This window comes from Clostridium sp., assembly GCF_017888565.1.
Lineage (GTDB): Bacteria > Bacillota > Clostridia > Clostridiales > Clostridiaceae > Clostridium.
Window position 1 is genome coordinate 1 of record NZ_JAGHFX010000043.1, and the last position, 17,227, is coordinate 17,227.

Annotated in this window: 9 protein-coding genes, 4 tRNA genes, 1 rRNA gene, 2 pseudogenes and 1 other annotated feature; of the genes and pseudogenes, 15 read left to right on the plus strand and 1 reads right to left on the minus strand. The window is 28.0% G+C overall.

The annotated features are described in order from the left end of the window. Window positions 1-46 precede the first annotated feature (46 nt). The 15 genes and pseudogenes from rrf (at window position 47) to addA (ending at window position 15,570) form a co-directional block, all read left to right on the plus strand. Window positions 47-163: ribosomal RNA gene (gene rrf / locus J7M87_RS07160) — 5S ribosomal RNA — on the plus strand. An 11-nt stretch (window positions 164-174) separates the two neighbouring features. Further along, window positions 175-250: transfer RNA gene (locus tag J7M87_RS07165), tRNA-Ala, on the plus strand. 124 nt (window positions 251-374) lie between these two features. Then, window positions 375-878, plus strand: coding sequence for an HDIG domain-containing metalloprotein (locus J7M87_RS07170; RefSeq protein WP_291650082.1), 504 nt, complete (start codon window positions 375-377; stop codon window positions 876-878). A 15-nt stretch (window positions 879-893) separates the two neighbouring features. Then, window positions 894-1,400 carry a transcription repressor NadR gene (locus tag J7M87_RS07175; RefSeq protein WP_291650084.1) on the plus strand — a complete coding sequence of 169 codons (507 nt, stop codon included), beginning with the start codon at window positions 894-896 and terminating at the stop codon, window positions 1,398-1,400. A 20-nt stretch (window positions 1,401-1,420) separates the two neighbouring features. Beyond that, window positions 1,421-2,833, plus strand: a complete 1,413-nt coding sequence (locus J7M87_RS07180) for an FAD-dependent oxidoreductase (protein WP_291650086.1) — start codon at window positions 1,421-1,423, stop codon at window positions 2,831-2,833. Beyond that, complete coding sequence (locus tag J7M87_RS07185; protein WP_291650088.1) at window positions 2,826-3,080, plus strand: DUF1667 domain-containing protein; 255 nt, start codon at window positions 2,826-2,828, stop codon at window positions 3,078-3,080. Before J7M87_RS07180 ends, J7M87_RS07185 begins: the two co-directional genes overlap by 8 nt. Before the next feature lie 88 nt (window positions 3,081-3,168). Further along, window positions 3,169-3,369, plus strand: a binding site (T-box leader). 65 nt (window positions 3,370-3,434) lie between these two features. Next, window positions 3,435-4,712, plus strand: a complete 1,278-nt coding sequence (gene serS, locus J7M87_RS07190) for a serine--tRNA ligase (RefSeq protein ID WP_291650090.1) — start codon at window positions 3,435-3,437, stop codon at window positions 4,710-4,712. A gap of 291 nt (window positions 4,713-5,003) precedes the next feature. After that, a tRNA-Ser gene (locus tag J7M87_RS07195) sits at window positions 5,004-5,094 on the plus strand. Between the two features lie 172 nt (window positions 5,095-5,266). Beyond that, window positions 5,267-5,357, plus strand: a tRNA-Ser gene (locus J7M87_RS07200). A gap of 23 nt (window positions 5,358-5,380) precedes the next feature. Beyond that, a tRNA-Ser gene (locus tag J7M87_RS07205) sits at window positions 5,381-5,471 on the plus strand. Between the two features lie 184 nt (window positions 5,472-5,655). Next, window positions 5,656-5,868, plus strand: a pseudogene (locus tag J7M87_RS07210) (LacI family DNA-binding transcriptional regulator); the annotation flags it as partial. Between the two features lie 438 nt (window positions 5,869-6,306). Next, a pseudogene (locus J7M87_RS07215) lies at window positions 6,307-7,252 on the plus strand (ROK family protein). 566 nt (window positions 7,253-7,818) lie between these two features. Further along, complete coding sequence (locus J7M87_RS07220) at window positions 7,819-8,334, plus strand: GNAT family protein (RefSeq protein ID WP_291650092.1); 516 nt, start codon at window positions 7,819-7,821, stop codon at window positions 8,332-8,334. A 46-nt stretch (window positions 8,335-8,380) separates the two neighbouring features. Continuing rightward, the gene (addB, locus tag J7M87_RS07225; RefSeq protein ID WP_291650094.1) at window positions 8,381-11,812 is read left to right on the plus strand and encodes a helicase-exonuclease AddAB subunit AddB; all 3,432 of its coding nucleotides are present in this window, start codon (window positions 8,381-8,383) and stop codon (window positions 11,810-11,812) included. 2 nt (window positions 11,813-11,814) lie between these two features. Next, window positions 11,815-15,570, plus strand: a complete 3,756-nt coding sequence (gene addA / locus J7M87_RS07230; RefSeq protein WP_291650096.1) for a helicase-exonuclease AddAB subunit AddA — start codon at window positions 11,815-11,817, stop codon at window positions 15,568-15,570. Between the two features lie 217 nt (window positions 15,571-15,787). Here addA and J7M87_RS07235 read toward each other — a convergent pair whose 3' ends face one another. Next, the gene (locus tag J7M87_RS07235) at window positions 15,788-17,134 is read right to left on the minus strand and encodes a CCA tRNA nucleotidyltransferase (protein WP_291650098.1); all 1,347 of its coding nucleotides are present in this window, start codon (window positions 17,132-17,134) and stop codon (window positions 15,788-15,790) included. Window positions 17,135-17,227 lie beyond the last annotated feature (93 nt).

Below are 17,227 nucleotides of genomic sequence, written 5' to 3' on the forward strand. Positions count from 1 at the left end.
AGGCTTGAAATTAATTCATGTGCAATTTTCAGAGAACACTCTGAAATCTGGTGATGATGGCGTAGAGGAAACACTCCTTTCCATTCCGAACAGGAAAGTTAAGCTCTACAGCGTCGATGGTACTGCATGGGAGACTGTGTGGGAGAGTAGAACATTGCCAGGTTATTTTTTTATGGGGGTATAGCTCAGTTGGGAGAGCACTTGCCTTGCACGCAAGGGGTCAAGGGTTCGAATCCCTTTACCTCCACCAAAGCTACGAATTATTTCGTAGCTTTTTTTGTTTATAATAAAATTATATATAATTGATAATAAAAATATATAATGTTATTATTTCTATATAGAGTAAAGTTTATAAAAATGGCAAGGTGATTAAAATGGCTTTGTATAGAATAAAACAATTTGTATGGGGATTTACTTCATTATTTAAGGAAGTAGATTATGATTATATAAATAAATTCTTAAATGAGGATGAGATAAAAATATTTAATAAATTAAAGCATAGTGATAAGCATCATTGTATAAGAGTTTGTAAGGATTCAATAAAAATGCAAAAAGATCTAGACCTGGATTTAGATATAGATAAGTTAGGTAAAGCAGCACTTTTACATGATGTTGGTAAAAGTAAAAAGCATTTAAGTTTGATTGAGAAATCTTTAGTTGTATTATTAGATAAAGCAACTAAGGGAAAAATAAAAAGGTATAATAGCATAAAGCAAATAGATATATATTATAATCATCCTAAAATAGGATTAGAAATGCTTAAAAAGTTTGATTATGATAAAGAATTTTTGCAGGTTGTTAGGTATCATCATAATAAAGATAAAATCAAAGATAATGAAATACTTAATATAATAAGTAAATGTGATGATAAAAATTAGTAAAGAGGTGGATTTATGGGGTCTATAGAAAGAAGAGAAGAAATTATGAGAATGCTAGTGGAAAGTAGTAGAGCAATTAAGGGAACTGAGCTTGCTTCTTTATTTAGTGTTACTAGACAGATAATAGTTAAAGACATTGCTATATTAAGGGCTGCTGGTAAGAATATTATAGCTACTCCTGATGGATATATTTATAATAAAGATATTAATAAAGCAAAAGCTATTATTGCTGTTAATCATGATAGTAGTAAGACTATTGAGGAATTAGAAATAGTAGTTAAATATGGTGGAATAATAGAAGATGTTATTATTGATCATCCTCTTTATGGTGAGATAAGGGGTAATTTAATGATAAGAAATTTAAATGATTTATATAATTTTCAAAATGAGTTCAATAGAAAAAATGCAAAACCACTTTCAAATTTAACGAATGGAATTCATCTTCATACAATCGCTGCAGATAGTGATGAAGAAATTGAGGCTATAAAGAGAGAATTATTAGAAAAAGGATTTTTATTGTAGACTATGGGAGGATATGATTTATGGATTATGATATTCTTATATTAGGCGGAGGAATAATAGGTTGCTCAGTTGCTTATGAGCTATCAAAATATAATTTTAATATAGCTCTAATAGAAAGAGATTATGATATAGCAGATGATATATCATTTGTAAATACATCAATAGTATATGATGGATCTGAAACATCAGATGATGTGATGGCAGGACTTGAGTATATAGGAAACTCAATTATGCTTGATACTTGTGAGAAATTTAAGGTTCCATTTAAGAAAATTGGAGCTTTAAGAGTAGTTAGCGATGAAAATGGAGTTAAAAAGCTGGAGGAAATGTATGAGAGGGCAAAAAGAAGAGGTATAGATGGTGTATATTTAATAGATGATAAAGATGTATATGATATTGAACCTAATATAAACCCTAATATAAAAAAAGGCTTATATTCAGAAAACATAGGAATAGTTGCACCTTATGACTTAGCAATTGCCTATGCTGAAGTGGCAGCAGATAATGGTGTTATTTTTAGGTTAGAAGAAGAAGTTTTAAATATACAAAACTTAGCTAAGGGGTTTAGAGTAACAACTAATAAAAATAAGTTTACCTGCAAAGTTGTAATAAATACAATTCCTCATGAGATATATATAAGGAAAAATGGAAAGGTAGAGGATAAAGAATTAGAACGTGAAGAAGAACACTTCAAGAACATGAGTTATTTATTAGTCGATGATAATTATAAAAGTAAATTAAATAAAATCGTAATAGAAACTTTCGATAAAAATACATTCGTGCTAAGCACACCAACAACTACAACAGGTTCATTAATAGGTATAAAGAGCACCGAAAAAACTAGCTTAGAGGACAACTTAATATATGCTAATAGTTTATTGAATAATTTAGAAAAAAATAATATAAATAATTTGTTTAGAGAAAGTTATAATAAGGATTCTATGTTAATAGATGATAGCGAAATAGATAAGGGATATATAAGAGTTACAGGTACTCATTATGGAAAGATTACAATAGCACCAGCAATTGCTAAAATGCTTTGTGATACAATTGCTAATAATTTAAATTGCACATTAAAAAAGAACTTCATAGATAAAAGAAGGGAAGTTTATAAGTTTAGAGAGCTTGGTAAAAAAGAAGCTAATGAAATTATTTCACTAGATAATAGATATGGGAAGATTATATGTATATGCAATAATATATCAGAAGGTGAAATAGTAGATTGTATAAGAAGGCCATTAGGTGCAAGAACTGTAGAAGGTGTTAAAAGAAGAACTGGATCAGGATTTGGAAGTTGTCATGGGTCTTATTGCTATGAAAAGATTGTAAATATACTTGCAAGGGAATTAGATAAAAAAATTACTGATATAGTTGATGATTCTAAAGATTCTAAGGTAATTTCAAGTAGAATAAAGGAGTTTGGAGATGTCTAGCTTAGAAAATAAAAGTGATAATAAAGATATATTTACATCAATAGTTAGAGTAAAGGGAAATGATAAGTATAGAGTTGTTCCAGTTAAATCTAATAAAGAAGTAGATAAGGAAATTTGGATTGAGCTATCCAAGGTGTTAGCCAGAATATATGTTAGTGTTCCAATTGAATCAGGAGATTTAATATGTAAAAATATACTTAATACTGGAATTGATATTGTTTGTACAAGAGACATATGTGATGAATAATTAGAATATAAAGGTAGAATAATATATATAAATAACTTAGTAAAATATTGACATATATATTTTTTTATAATATATTAAAAATAATGAAATAAAACTGTTGAAAAGGCTAGTAATAACAATATTTATTTTAAGAGAGTCGATGGATGGTGTAAATCGATAGTAAAATGTTATGAATCCACCTTGGAGGGACTGTGATGAGCAGTACGGATTAAACCGTTAAATTTATTTAAGAGAGTAGCATATTTTTGCTATTAATTAGGGTGGCAACGCGGAACCTTTCGTCCCTTATTTGGGGGAAAGGTTCTTTTTTATTGAAAAAAATTAATAGATATAAATTATTAGGAGGTATACATAATGTTAGATTTAAAATTTGTAAGAGAAAATCCAGAGGTAGTTAAGAAAAATATAAAAAATAAGTTTCAAGATAGTAAACTTCCACTAGTAGATGAGGTAATAGAATTAGATAAAAAGCTTAGAGAAGCTAAACAACAAGCTGAGTCTTTAAGAGCTGATAGAAATAAATTCTCAAAGCAAATTGGTGCTTTAATGGCTCAAGGTAAAAGAGAAGAAGCAGAAGAAATGAAAAAGAAGGTAACTGAAAATTCAGAGCGTCTATCTGAGTTAGAAGTTAAGGAAGCTGAATTATCTGATAGAGTTAATAATATAATGATGACTCTACCAAATATAATTCATCCAAGTGTTCCAATTGGAAAAGATGATAGCGAAAATGTAGAAGTTGAACGTTTTGGAGAACCAAGAGTTCCAGAATTTGAAGTTCCATATCATACAGATATAATGGAAAAGTTAAGTGGATTAGATTTAGATAGCGCTAGAAAGGTAGCAGGAAGTGGATTCTATTATTTAATGGGTAATATTGCAAGGCTTCACTCAGCAATAATTTCATATGCTAGAGATTTTATGATAGATCGTGGATTTACTTATTGTATTCCTCCATACATGATTCGTAGTGAAGTTGTAACAGGTGTTATGAGCTTTGCTGAAATGGATGCTATGATGTATAAAATTGAAGGTGAGGATTTATATCTAATTGGAACAAGTGAACATTCTATGATAGGTAAGTATATCGATACTATACTACCTGAAGATTCATTACCACATACTTTAACAAGTTATTCTCCTTGCTTTAGAAAAGAAAAGGGAGCTCATGGAATAGAAGAAAGAGGAGTATATAGAATTCATCAATTTGAAAAACAAGAGATGATAGTTGTATGTAAACCGGAGGAAAGTATGGATTGGTATGAAAAATTATGGGTAAATACTGTAGATTTATTCCGTTCTTTAGATATACCAGTTAGAACTTTAGAATGTTGTTCAGGAGATTTAGCAGATCTTAAAGTTAAGTCAGTAGACGTTGAAGCTTGGTCACCAAGACAAAAGAAATATTTTGAAGTAGGAAGTTGTTCAAATTTAGGAGATGCACAAGCTCGTCGTTTAAAGATTCGTGTAAATTCTAAAGATGGAAAATATTTTGCTCATACATTGAACAATACAGTTGTTGCACCACCAAGAATGTTAATAGCATTTTTAGAAAACAACTTAAATGAGGATGGTTCAGTAAATATTCCAACTGCGCTTCAACCTTACATGGGAAATATGAAAGTAATTAAGTAGTTTTAATTTTAAAGACTAAATCTGCACTGTTAGATTTAGTCTTCATTTATTATTATAAAGACTAAATTAAGTTATAATAGAATATATTATCTTTTTATAATATATTTAAGCTTTATAAATTTAGAGAATAAATAAATTGCTATTAGGCTATTTATAGTGATTTTAGTAGATAATTAAGGGATAAAAGTTTATTTTTTATTAGATTTATTATTTAGTTTAAAAATATATAAATTTATAATTGACAACAAGGAAAGTCATTGCTATAATAATATTTGTCGTCAGACGAAGTATGGAGAGATGGTCGAGCTGGCTTAAGGCACCGGTCTTGAAAACCGGCGTACCTTTGCGGGTACCGTGGGTTCAAATCCCACTCTCTCCGCCAAAAATGCATCTAAGTTTTCTTAGATGCATTTTAAAATTTAATATATGCAACATTCAAATATGATATTGTTTTATAATTATTTACTATAAATAAAAATAATAAAAAATTTAAAATAATAATTGACAATATGTAGAGTGGTTGTTATAATAATACTTGTCGCAAGACGGAATATGGAGAGATGGTCGAGCTGGCTTAAGGCACCGGTCTTGAAAACCGGCGTACCTTTGCGGGTACCGTGGGTTCAAATCCCACTCTCTCCGCCATAAAACTTCAATAGAAGGCACATGGAGAAATACTCAAGTGGCTGAAGAGGCGCCCCTGCTAAGGGCGTAGGTCGGGCAACTGGCGCCCGGGTTCAAATCCCGGTTTCTCCGCCAAAGCATCTAACAAAGGTTAGGTGCTTTTTTTATTTCTATAAAAATGTAAAGTTATTAAACTTTAAAAAAGGATTTGCATAATATTTTTAGTTAAATAATAATTGGAACTCAGATTTATTTTATAATATATTTTATATGTAAAATATATTATAATTTTGTTAAGTACTTTTTAGGGGAATATAAGATGAAAGTTACAATTAAAGATGTAAATAGGGAAGCAAATGTTGCAACATCAACAGTTTCTAGGGTATTGTCTAATATCCATAAAATAAGTAATAAAACAAAAGAAAAAGTAAATTAGGCAATAAAGAAGTTAAATTATACTCCAAATATAATTGTAAGGGGACTTGCGAATAATAGAACAAGAATTCTAGCAGTAATACTTCAAAAGGAAGCTTAGGATATACTTTCAAGTGCATTTTTTCTTCAGGCGATGAAGGGATAGATTAAAAGGTTATAAGCAAGCATTAATTGATAATGGAATAGAAATAAAAGGTAGTTTAACATATGAAGTAGAAGAATTTACACAGATTAATGGAATTTATGCAACGAAACTAATTATAAATAAATTAGAGGAAAAAAATAATAATAAGAATTCATATATAATAGAGACTAAGCTAATAGAAAGAGAGTCAATAAGAAAGGTTTAATTTGAAAAGTATGTGCAATCTATTGCTCATACTTTAAGTAACAAATGAAAATAAACATAATTTTAAATAATTAGAAATTTTGAAAAAAATCAGCAATCAAATTATTGTAAACAATTTCCGAAGGTGATATACTATGTCTATCATAATAAGGAAATAAAATTGAATTTATATCTAGGGGGATTGAAATGGAAAAGAAATATGTAGTTGGTGTTGATTTAGGTGGAACTAAGATATATACTGCTCTAGTTGACTTAGAAGGTTCAATAGTAAGAGAAATTACTGTAAAAACAGAGGCTCACAAGGGTGAAAGTATAGTTTTAGAAAAATTATTAAAAACAATAGATGACGTATTAGAGGGAATCAATATAAATGAAGTTAAAGCAATAGGGATAGGGTCTCCAGGACCATTAGATGTAGAAAAAGGATTAATAGTATATACTCCTAATTTACCATTTAAGAATTTTAATATAGTTCAACCTATTAAAGATAGATATAAATTAGATACTTACTTAGATAATGATGCAAATGTAGCAACATTAAGTGAATTTATGTTTGGAGCAGGTAAAGGAAGCAAGAATATGGTTTTCATTACTGTAAGCACAGGAATAGGTGGAGGAGCCATAATAAATGGAGGGCTATTCAGAGGTAGTACATCAAATGCACTAGAAGTTGGACATACTACTGTTATGAAAGGTGGTCCCTAGATGCGGATGTGGTAACACAGGGTGTGCAGAGGCTGTTGCATCAGGAACTGCCATAATGAAAAGAGCAAAAGAGGCAGTGGAAAGCAAGGTAGAAACTGCATTAAAGAGCTATAATCAAGTAACAGCTAAGGAAGTATTTTTAGAGGCGGAAAAAGGAGATAAGGTTTCACAAGATATATTAAATGATGCGTTATCTTACTTAGGAATAACTGTTGCGAATCTAGCAAATACATTTGATCCTGATAAGATTGTTATTGGTGGTGGCGTAAGTGAAGCTGGAAGAATTGTATTTGATAAAATAGAAAATGAAATGGAAAGAAGATGTCTAAAGACAATTTATAATAACTGCAAAGTTGAAAAAGCTGTATTAGGCGGTAAAGCTGGAGTTTTAGGTGCGGCAGCATTAGCTATTTTAGAAGGCCAATAGAATGATGTGTATAAAAGTATCTGTGTACGTATTTTAAAATCTCTAAGGCAAGCAATTGCGAAATTAAAATAGCAATCACATAAATTATATAACTATTGAATAAATTGGATTTATTATATAAAGGTTATATAAATTACATTTAGTTAAGTTGAATAAAATATTTAGCAGAAGTAATAAAAGAAAGTCAATATGACGTTATAGAACTTCAAGAGGTAAGTGGAATTATAGAAAAAAGCATAGTTAGAGAAAAGACTTTTGTAAAAGTATAAAAATAATTAAAGCTGCTATAACTATAGATAATAAAAAGATTAGATATAATATTTACTAATACAAATGTTAATGTAAAAAAATCAAATGTAATATTTAATGATATATTTAAAAGTATTATTTCTGATCATTATGGAGTAGAAGTAGATATAGATATTATGGATTAGAAGAAAAGAGCTCAATATTAAAAATTGAGTTCTTTTTTAATTGTTCTCTTTTTTGCTTTTATAAATAGTTTTATAATTAAAGTGTACAAAAACTAAAAATATGGTATAAACTTTACTTAGGGAGATGGCAGTATGATATATGGAGAAAATATATATTTAAGAGATCCAGTAAGAGAAGATATAGATATTTTATATGACACTTGTGCAGATAAGGATGTACTTAAGTATAATGGTTTATCTACAGGGATTATGACTAAGGAATATATAAGAAGTCAGTTTCATCACTTTACAAAGCCAAATAAAAAGGAATTAGTTATAGTAACAAAAGACAGTAATCTAATAGGATATGTTTATTATAAAGAAAATAGTTATACAAGAGATGTATATTCAATCGGTATAACTATTGGCAAAGGATACTGGGGGAACGGCTATGGTAAAGATTCAATAAGAACATTATGTAACTATTTGTTTAATAATAGAAAGGCTCATAAGGTAGAATTAGAAGTTGTAAAGGAAAATGTTAGAGCTATAAATTGTTATAAGAAATGTGGTTTTAAAGAAGAAGGAATAAGAAGAAGTAAATATTATATTTGTGGTAAATATTTAGATACTATAGTTATGGGGGTACTTAGAGAAGAATTTATTTAATACAAAGGGGAATAATTTAAGATAAAGTACTTTTAGGAGTGTGTTTATGGGAATAAGATTTATATTTGGAAGGGCAGGTACAGGAAAAAGTAGATTTTGCCTTGAACAAATAAAAAGAAAAATAGAAAATTATGATAATCAAAATAAACTAGTTTTAATAGTTCCTGAGCAATATACTTTTGATACAGAAAAGAAATTTCTTGATATAGTAACAGAAAAGGGGTTATTAAGAGGAGAAGTATTAAGCTTTAAGAGAATGGCTCATAAAGTATCAGAAGAATGTGGTGGACGAACAGAACTTAGAATAAGTGATTCAGGAAGAAATATGCTTATTTATAAGCTATTAAAAGATAAAGGCGAAGAATTACAATACTTTAATAGAATGGCTAAACAACAAGGATTCTCATCAATAGTATCCAAAATAATAACAGAATTTAAAAAATATAATATTTCCGGGGAAATATTAAGTTCAAAGGAAGAAGAAATAAATGATGAAGAACTTAAGAAAAAAATGAGTGACTTAAAATTGATTTTTAATAACTTTAATGATGTTCTTCATAAAAAATTTATTGACTCTGATGATGAGTTAACCTTTTTAGCTAAAAGATTAAAAGATTGCAATATTTATGATGATGCAGAAATATGGATAGATGAATTTACTACTTTTACACCTCAACAATTAGAGGTTATAAAAGTGCTTGCCAAGAAAGCAAAGGTTGTAAATATAACTTTATGTAGTGATTCTTTAAGTAGAGGCGCTGATATAGATTATACAGATATATTTGATGCTATAAAAAATACTGAGAACTCCATATTAAGAATTATGAAAGAAGGAAATATATCATACTTAGAACCAATTGATTTAAATAAGAGACATTCATATAGGTTTTTAAATAGTGAAGATTTACAGCATTTAGAACGCCATTTCTTTACATATCCATTTAAAGAGTATAAAGGAAAAGCTAATAATGTAAGAATATATAAGGCAAATAATAGTTATGATGAAGTTGAAGTTGTAGCCAAAGATATCTTAAGAATGGTCAGAGATAATGATTATAGATTTAAGGATATAGCTGTAGTATGTAGAAATATAGGTGAGTATGAGAAAATATCTACAGTTATTTTTAACGAATATAATATTCCATTTTTCATAGATAAAAAAAGAGAGATACTTAATAATCCATTAGTTGTAGTTATCATTTCATCTTTAGAAATATTAGCAAACAATTGGTCTTATGAAAGCGTATTTAAATACTTAAAGAGCGGATTAGTAAATGTTGAGAGAGATTATATTGATATATTAGAAAATTATATATTAGCTAATGGAATAAAGGGATATAAGTGGACTAAAGATCTTTATGATAAGGATAATATTCCTGAAGAGGAAAATAAAATTATTGAGATTATGGAAGAAATACGATCTCCTTTAATGAAGCTACATAATAAAATAAAGGGAAAGAATAAAGTAAGAGATTTTGCAACAAATCTATATGAATTTTTAAATGAACTAAATGTATTTAAAACGCTAGAAGTATGGTTAGAAGAGTTTAATTCATTAGGACTTCAGGATAAGATAAAGGAATATATACAAGTTCCTGAGATGGTAATAGAAATTTTAGATCAAGTTGTAGAAGTTTTAGGAGATGAAGTTTTAGATATAAAGGAATTTACTAAAATACTTATATCAGGATTTGAGGAAAAAGAGATAGGTGTAATTCCCATGTCCTTGGATCAAGTAAATATAGGAGATATATCAAGAGTTAAAGGTAGAGAAGTAAAAGCTTTATATTTAATAGGAGTAAATGATGGTGTGTTACCAGCTGCAAATAAAGAAGAAGGAATTATAAGTGATAGAGAAAGAGAGTTGTTAAGAAATATAGGAATAAGATTAGCTTCAGATACTAAAAGCAGAGCTTTTGAAGAACAATTTATTGTTTATACAGCATTAACTATTCCTTCAGAATATTTAATGGTAACTTTCCCCATGGCAGATTTTGAAGGTAAGTCACTAAGACCATCTATAATTATTCCAAGGCTTAAAAAGGTTTTGCCAAATGTAGTAGAGGAAAGTGAAATTTATAATATAAGAGATAGAAGAGATAAGTTTAATAAAATAACAGCTCCAACGCCAACATTTAATGAACTTATTTCAGCACTAAGAATGGAATTTGAAAAGGAAAAGGTAGATGAATACTGGGCACAAGCCTTTAAATGGTTTGAAAATAATGATGAGTTTAAAAATAAATCAAATAGAATGTTTAAGGGATTAACATATACTAATTTGGTTGAAAAAATTCCTAGAGAAAAGATAAAGAGATTATATCAATCAGAAAATAAAAAACTTATATTTAATGTATCTAGAATAGAAAAGTATGCTCAATGTCCTTTTTCTTATTATGTGCAATATGGGTTAAAGGCAAGGGATAGAAAAATATATGAATTTTCTGCTCCAGATCTAGGATCATTTATGCACAATGTACTAGATGATTTTACAAATACAGTTAAAAATGAAAAAATAGCATGGTCTGATTTAAATAGAGAAAGATGTAAGGTAATAGTTAATGAACTAGTTGATAAGAGATTAGAGAATGATTCTAACTCAATATTAAATAGTACGAAGAAGTATAAGTACTTTGCAGATAGATTCAAAAGAACTATAACTAAATCTGTTATGGTAATATCAGAACAAATGAGAAAAGGTAAGTTTGAGGTATTTAAGAATGAGTTTGCTTTTGGAGGATTTAGTGATGGGGAGCCAATAAAGATAGATTTACCATCAAATGAAACAGTATATTTAGTTGGAAGAGTAGATAGAATTGATACTTTGGATCTAGATGGAAACACATATATAAAGATAGTTGACTATAAATCAGGAGCTAAAAAGTTCAACTTAACAGAGGTTTATTATGGGCTTCAAATACAATTGTTGGTTTATTTAGATGCTCTTATAAAAAACTCAAAATATATATTGCAAAAGCAAGCAATACCAGGTGCTATATTATATTTTAGAATTGATGATCCAATAATAAAGTCTAAAAAGCAACTTACTGAAGAAGAAATAAAAGATAATATATTAAAAGAATTAAAAATGAGTGGATTGCTTCTTAAAGATATAAATGTTGTTAAGGCTATGGATAACGATATGGATTCATACTCATTAATAATACCAGCCGCAATAAAGAAGGATGGTAATTTTACATCAAGTAGCTCAGTAATAACAGAGGAACAATTTGACACATTAAGAAAGTATGTTAATGATAAGATGTCTGAAATATGTGAGGAAATGTTAAGTGGAGAAATAAAAATAGAGCCTTGTAAAAATAATAACACTGCATATTGTAGTTACTGTGATTACTCATCAATATGTCAGTTTGATACATCAATAGAAAATAATAAGTATAGAGTGGTTTTAAAGAAGAGTAATGATGAAGCGTGGAAATTAATAAAAAATGAAGTAGAGAAGGGAGGTAACAACTAATTATGAGTAATACAAAATGGACAGAGGATCAGCTTAAAGCAATAACTACTAGGGGATGTAACTTACTTGTAGCTGCTGCAGCTGGTTCAGGAAAGACGGCAGTATTAGTAGAAAGAATTATAAGAATAATAACTAATGAAAATAATCCAGTAGATATAGATAGATTATTAGTTGTTACATTCACATCTGCAGCTGCTGCTGAGATGAGAGAAAGAATAGCGGCTGCAATATCAAAGGCTTTAGAAGTAAATCCTAATTCAAAAGTACTTCAAAGGCAATTAACACTTTTAAGTAGAGCTAATATAACTACCATGCACTCATTTTGCTTAGATGTTATAAAAAATTATTATCATGTTATAGATTTAGATCCTACATTTAGAATTTCTGATGAAACAGAAAATACATTATTAAAATTAGAAGTTATAAATGATATGTTTGAAGATTACTATGAAAATGAAGATATATATTTTAGAAATCTAATAGAAGCATATAGTGGATCAAGGGATGATCAAAGGTTAAAAGATATAATACTTGATTTATATAGATTTTCAATGAGCGGACCTTGGCCTGAAAAATGGTTAATTAATAATGCAGAAAGATTTAATATAGAAAGTTTAGATGAATTAAATGAAACTATATGGATAGATATATTAAAGCAAACTATAGGGATTGAAGTAGCTGGATATATTAAAATGTTAAAAAAGGCTATATGTATAATAAAAGATACTGAAGGCTTGGAGCCATATGAAGCAACATTCCTAGATGATTTAGATATGTTTATAAAGGTTGAAGAATCATTAAATTTAGGAATAGAGGAACTATATGCTTCTATTAATAATATAAGCTTTTCTAGGCTGAAATCAGTTAAAAAGGATAAAGTTTCAGATGAAGAAAGCTTAGAAATTGTTAAGAGTATAAGAGATAGTATTAAAAAGAAAACATCAAAATTAATTGAAGATAGTTTTTCAATGACAGTAGAAGATGCTTTAAATGGAATCAAAAATTCATATCCATATATGAAAATGATAAGTCAGTTGACATTAGAGTTTATAAACAGATTTAAAGAGAAGAAGAGAGAAAGAAATCTTCTAGATTTTAATGATTTAGAGCATTTATGTTTAAAAATACTTATAGAAAATGATGAAGAAGACAATATACAACCATCTAGTGTTGCAAAAAGCTTTAGAGAGTATTTTGATGAAGTTTTAGTAGATGAATATCAAGATTCTAATAATGTTCAAGAAGCAATAATAGATTTAGTTTCTAGAAAAAAATTAGAAAATCCAAATGTTTTTATGGTTGGAGATGTTAAGCAAAGTATTTATAGATTTAGGCAAGCAAAGCCTGAGTTATTTTTAGATAAATATAATAAGTATCCACTAGAAGATGGTGATATAAATAGGAAGATACAACTATATAAAAACTTTAGAAGTAGAGAAGAAGTAATTAGTGGAGTAAATTATATATTTAAAGAAGTAATGTCTAAGACAGTAGGTGAGCTTGAATATAATGATGATGAAGCTCTTAATCTTGGAGCTAACTACAAAGAAAATAATGATGAAAACACAATGATAGCAGGACCAATAGAACTTCATATTCTTGATAAGTCAGGAGAGTATATTACTGAAGTAGAAGAATATGATGGTGATGGTTTAGTAGAAGAGGAAGAAGATATTGATTCGATAGGACTAGAAGCAAGAATAGTTGCTAGGAGAATAAAGGAATTATTAAATCCAGATCCTAAAACAGGTAAAGTATTTAAAGTATTAGATAAGGAAACTGGAGAATATAGACCTTTAAAATATAAGGATATAGTTATATTATTAAGAGCAACTAGAAACTGGTCTGAGGTATTTTTAGAAGAGATTGGCTCAGAAGGGATACCTGTTTATGCTGATACAGGAACAGGATATTTTGAAACTATAGAAATAAGAACAACGATGTCTTTATTAAAGGTTATAGATAACCCAATGCAAGATGTTCCTATGATTTCTGTATTAAGATCACCTTTAGTAAGCTTTAGTGCAGAAGAGCTTGGAGATATTAGATTATTAGATAAGGAAAAATATTTCTATGAAATAATAAAAGGTGTTTCTGATGACATATATGAAGTAAATGAAGAACTTAAAAATAAATGTAAAATATTTATAAATAATTTAGGAAAGTGGAGAAATAAATCTATTTACACTCCAATAGATGAATTCATTTGGTATCTTTATATGGATACAGCTTATTATGGTTATGTTGGAGCTATGCCAAATGGTAAGCTAAGACAGGCCAATTTAAAGATATTATTCCAAAGAGCAAAGCAGTTTGAGCAAACTAGTTTTAAGGGGTTATTTAACTTTATTAATTTTATTAATAAGCTTAGAAATTCATCAGGGGATATGGGAAGTGCAAAAATACTTGGTGAAAATGAAGATGTTGTTAGAATAATGAGTATTCATAAAAGTAAGGGGTTAGAGTTTCCGGTAGTATTTACATGTGGTTTTGGTAAGCAATTTAACTTAATGGATTTAAATAAATCTATTTTATATCATGATGACCTTGGATTAGGACCAGATTATGTTGATTTAGAAAGAAGAAACTCTTATAGTACATTAGCTAAAGAAGCAATAAAGAAAAAAATATTATTTGAGACTCTTTCAGAAGAAATGAGAATACTATATGTTGCATTTACAAGGGCAAAAGAAAAACTGATTATTACAGGGGCAACAAGAAACTTAGAAAAATCAATATCAAGATGGGTTTCAGCAGCAGCTTTAGATTATGATATTGTTCCCGAATCAGAAGTATTAAAGGGAAAGAGTTATTTAGATTGGATTGGAATGGCTATATGTAAGCATAGGGATGGAGAAGAGCTCAGAAGATATGTTGGAGCAAATAATAGCTCAATAATTAATGACTTCTCAACATGGAAGACAAAAATGTGGACTAAAAGTTTATTGTCTGTGGAAAAAAATGAAGTAGCTGTGGATGAAAATGAAGAAACAGATTTGTTTATTAATTCAGATGTGAATCATATAGATAAAGAAATTGAAAGAAGATTAAATTATAAATATAAATATGATTTAGCAGGTAAATTGCCTAGTAATGTTTCGGTTTCTGATTTGAAAAGATCTCTTTATAATAACGAAAATGATGATGTTATTACAGTAAATATTTTTAGTGATAAAGAAGTATTAAAACCAAAGTTTTTACAAGAGAAAAAGGGATTATCGGCATCAGAAAGAGGCACTATAGCACACTTTATAATGCAAAAATTAGACTTAAATAAAGTTAATACAAAAGAAGAAATAGAGACTCAAATATACTCTATGAAAGATAAAAATTTACTTACTGAAGAAGAAATAAAAGCTGTACAAAAGATTAGTTTTATAAGTTTCTTTAAGAGTAATTTGGGAAAAAGGCTTTTAGGTGCATTTAATACAGGGAAATTAGTTAAACGAGAATTACCTTTTTATACCGAAATAAGTAGCTTAAATATTGATAGCACTTTAGCAGAAGATGTATATGGAAATGAAAAGGTAAGATTACAAGGGATAATAGACTGTATATTTGAAGAGGAAGATAAAATTGTCTTATTAGACTATAAAACTGATTACGTTGAGCATGGAAAAGAAAATGAAGTTTTAGATAAATATAGAATACAAATTAAATATTATAAAGATGCGGTAGAAAAAATCACAGGGAAAGAAGTGAAGGAATGTTATCTTTATTTATTTGGGTTAAATAAAGAAGAAAAAATGAATTTATAGATTAATTCTCTAAGGAATATAAAAAGTGGATTTAAAATAAATCCACTTTTTATATTATAAGATATATTTTATATGTTTTTAAGTATTTATATTTAGAGTTTAATTTTATTAAAAATTATGTGTTAGTTCAGTAGTTAGCCTTATGAAAAATAAGACTAACTACTATATTAAATATAGAGAGAGTAGTAATCAAGATTAAAAAAAGAGAAAGGTAGCTTTATAAGTTACTTATAAAATCCTTAGATAATGTTAATAATGATTCTTTATTATTTAAATCAGGATTTTCTAAGACCTTATCCAATAAAAAGTTTAAGATATCTCCTATTAGTTTTCCAGGCTTCAAATTAAATGATTTTATTAATGTCTCACCACTTATATTAAGATTCTTAATTTCAAGTGGTTCATTATTATTTATTATTTCTGATACTAGATTATCCATATAATCAACTTTAGCTAAAAATATTTTAGGGTTATCTAGTGAATTAATATCAGCTCTTTGTAAATCAAATAAAAGATGTATATTTTTTTGTCCAATAGTATTTAATAATTTTTTTACTTCAAATTTAGTTGGAAGATGGTTAACATTCAAAACTAAATGATGTTCTATTAATTTACAAACTATATTTATAGTATTATTATCAAATCTTAATTTAGATAATATTTTTCTAGTCATTAATGACCCTTCAATATTATGATTAGGAAAGTAATAGAATCCATTTTCATTACTAGTAAGAGTATTTAATTTCCCCACATCATGGAATAATGCAGATAACCTTAGTAATAAGTTATTATGCGTATTATCAATTACATTAAGAGTATGCTTAAATACATTGTTATTATGATTATTACATTTTGGAGTGAAGTTAACTAAGTTATTTATTTCAGGAAGTATTATACCTAATAGACCAGTGTCCATTAATAAACTCAATCCCTTAGATGGATTATCAGAAATTAATATCTTACAAAGCTCATCTCGTATTCTTTCAAAACTTATATTAGTAATTAATTTATGATTATTCAATATTGCATTACAAGTTTCTTCCTCTATATCGAAGTTTAATTGACAACTAAATCTAACGGCACGGAGCATTCTAAGCGCATCTTCTTTAAATCTTTTATCAGCATCTCCAACACAACGAATAACCTTATTTTTAATATCAGAAAGTCCATTAAAGTAATCAATAATTCCGATTGATTTGTTATAAGCTAAGGCATTTATAGTGAAGTCTCTTCTAGAAAGATCTTCTTTTATATCAGTAACAAAATTGACTGATGATGGGCGTCTATTATCTAAATAGTTTCCTTCAGTTCTATAAGTTGTAACTTCATATGAATTATTGTTGATAAGCACAGTCACTGTACCGTGTTTTATACCAGTTGGAATTGTCTTTTCAAAAAGAGATAATGTATCTTCTGGTTTTGCAGAGGTAGTAATATCATAGTCTTTAGGTAAATTATTTAGAATAGAATCTCTAACGCAACCGCCAACCATAAATGCTTCAAAATTATTTTTATAAAAAGTATCTATAATAAATTTAACTTCATTTGGAATATATATATTCATTAGTATCCTACCTTTAAAATCAATAATCTTATTATAAATATAATATCATATAATTAATAAATAAATTCATTATATAAATAATAAAGAGGATCT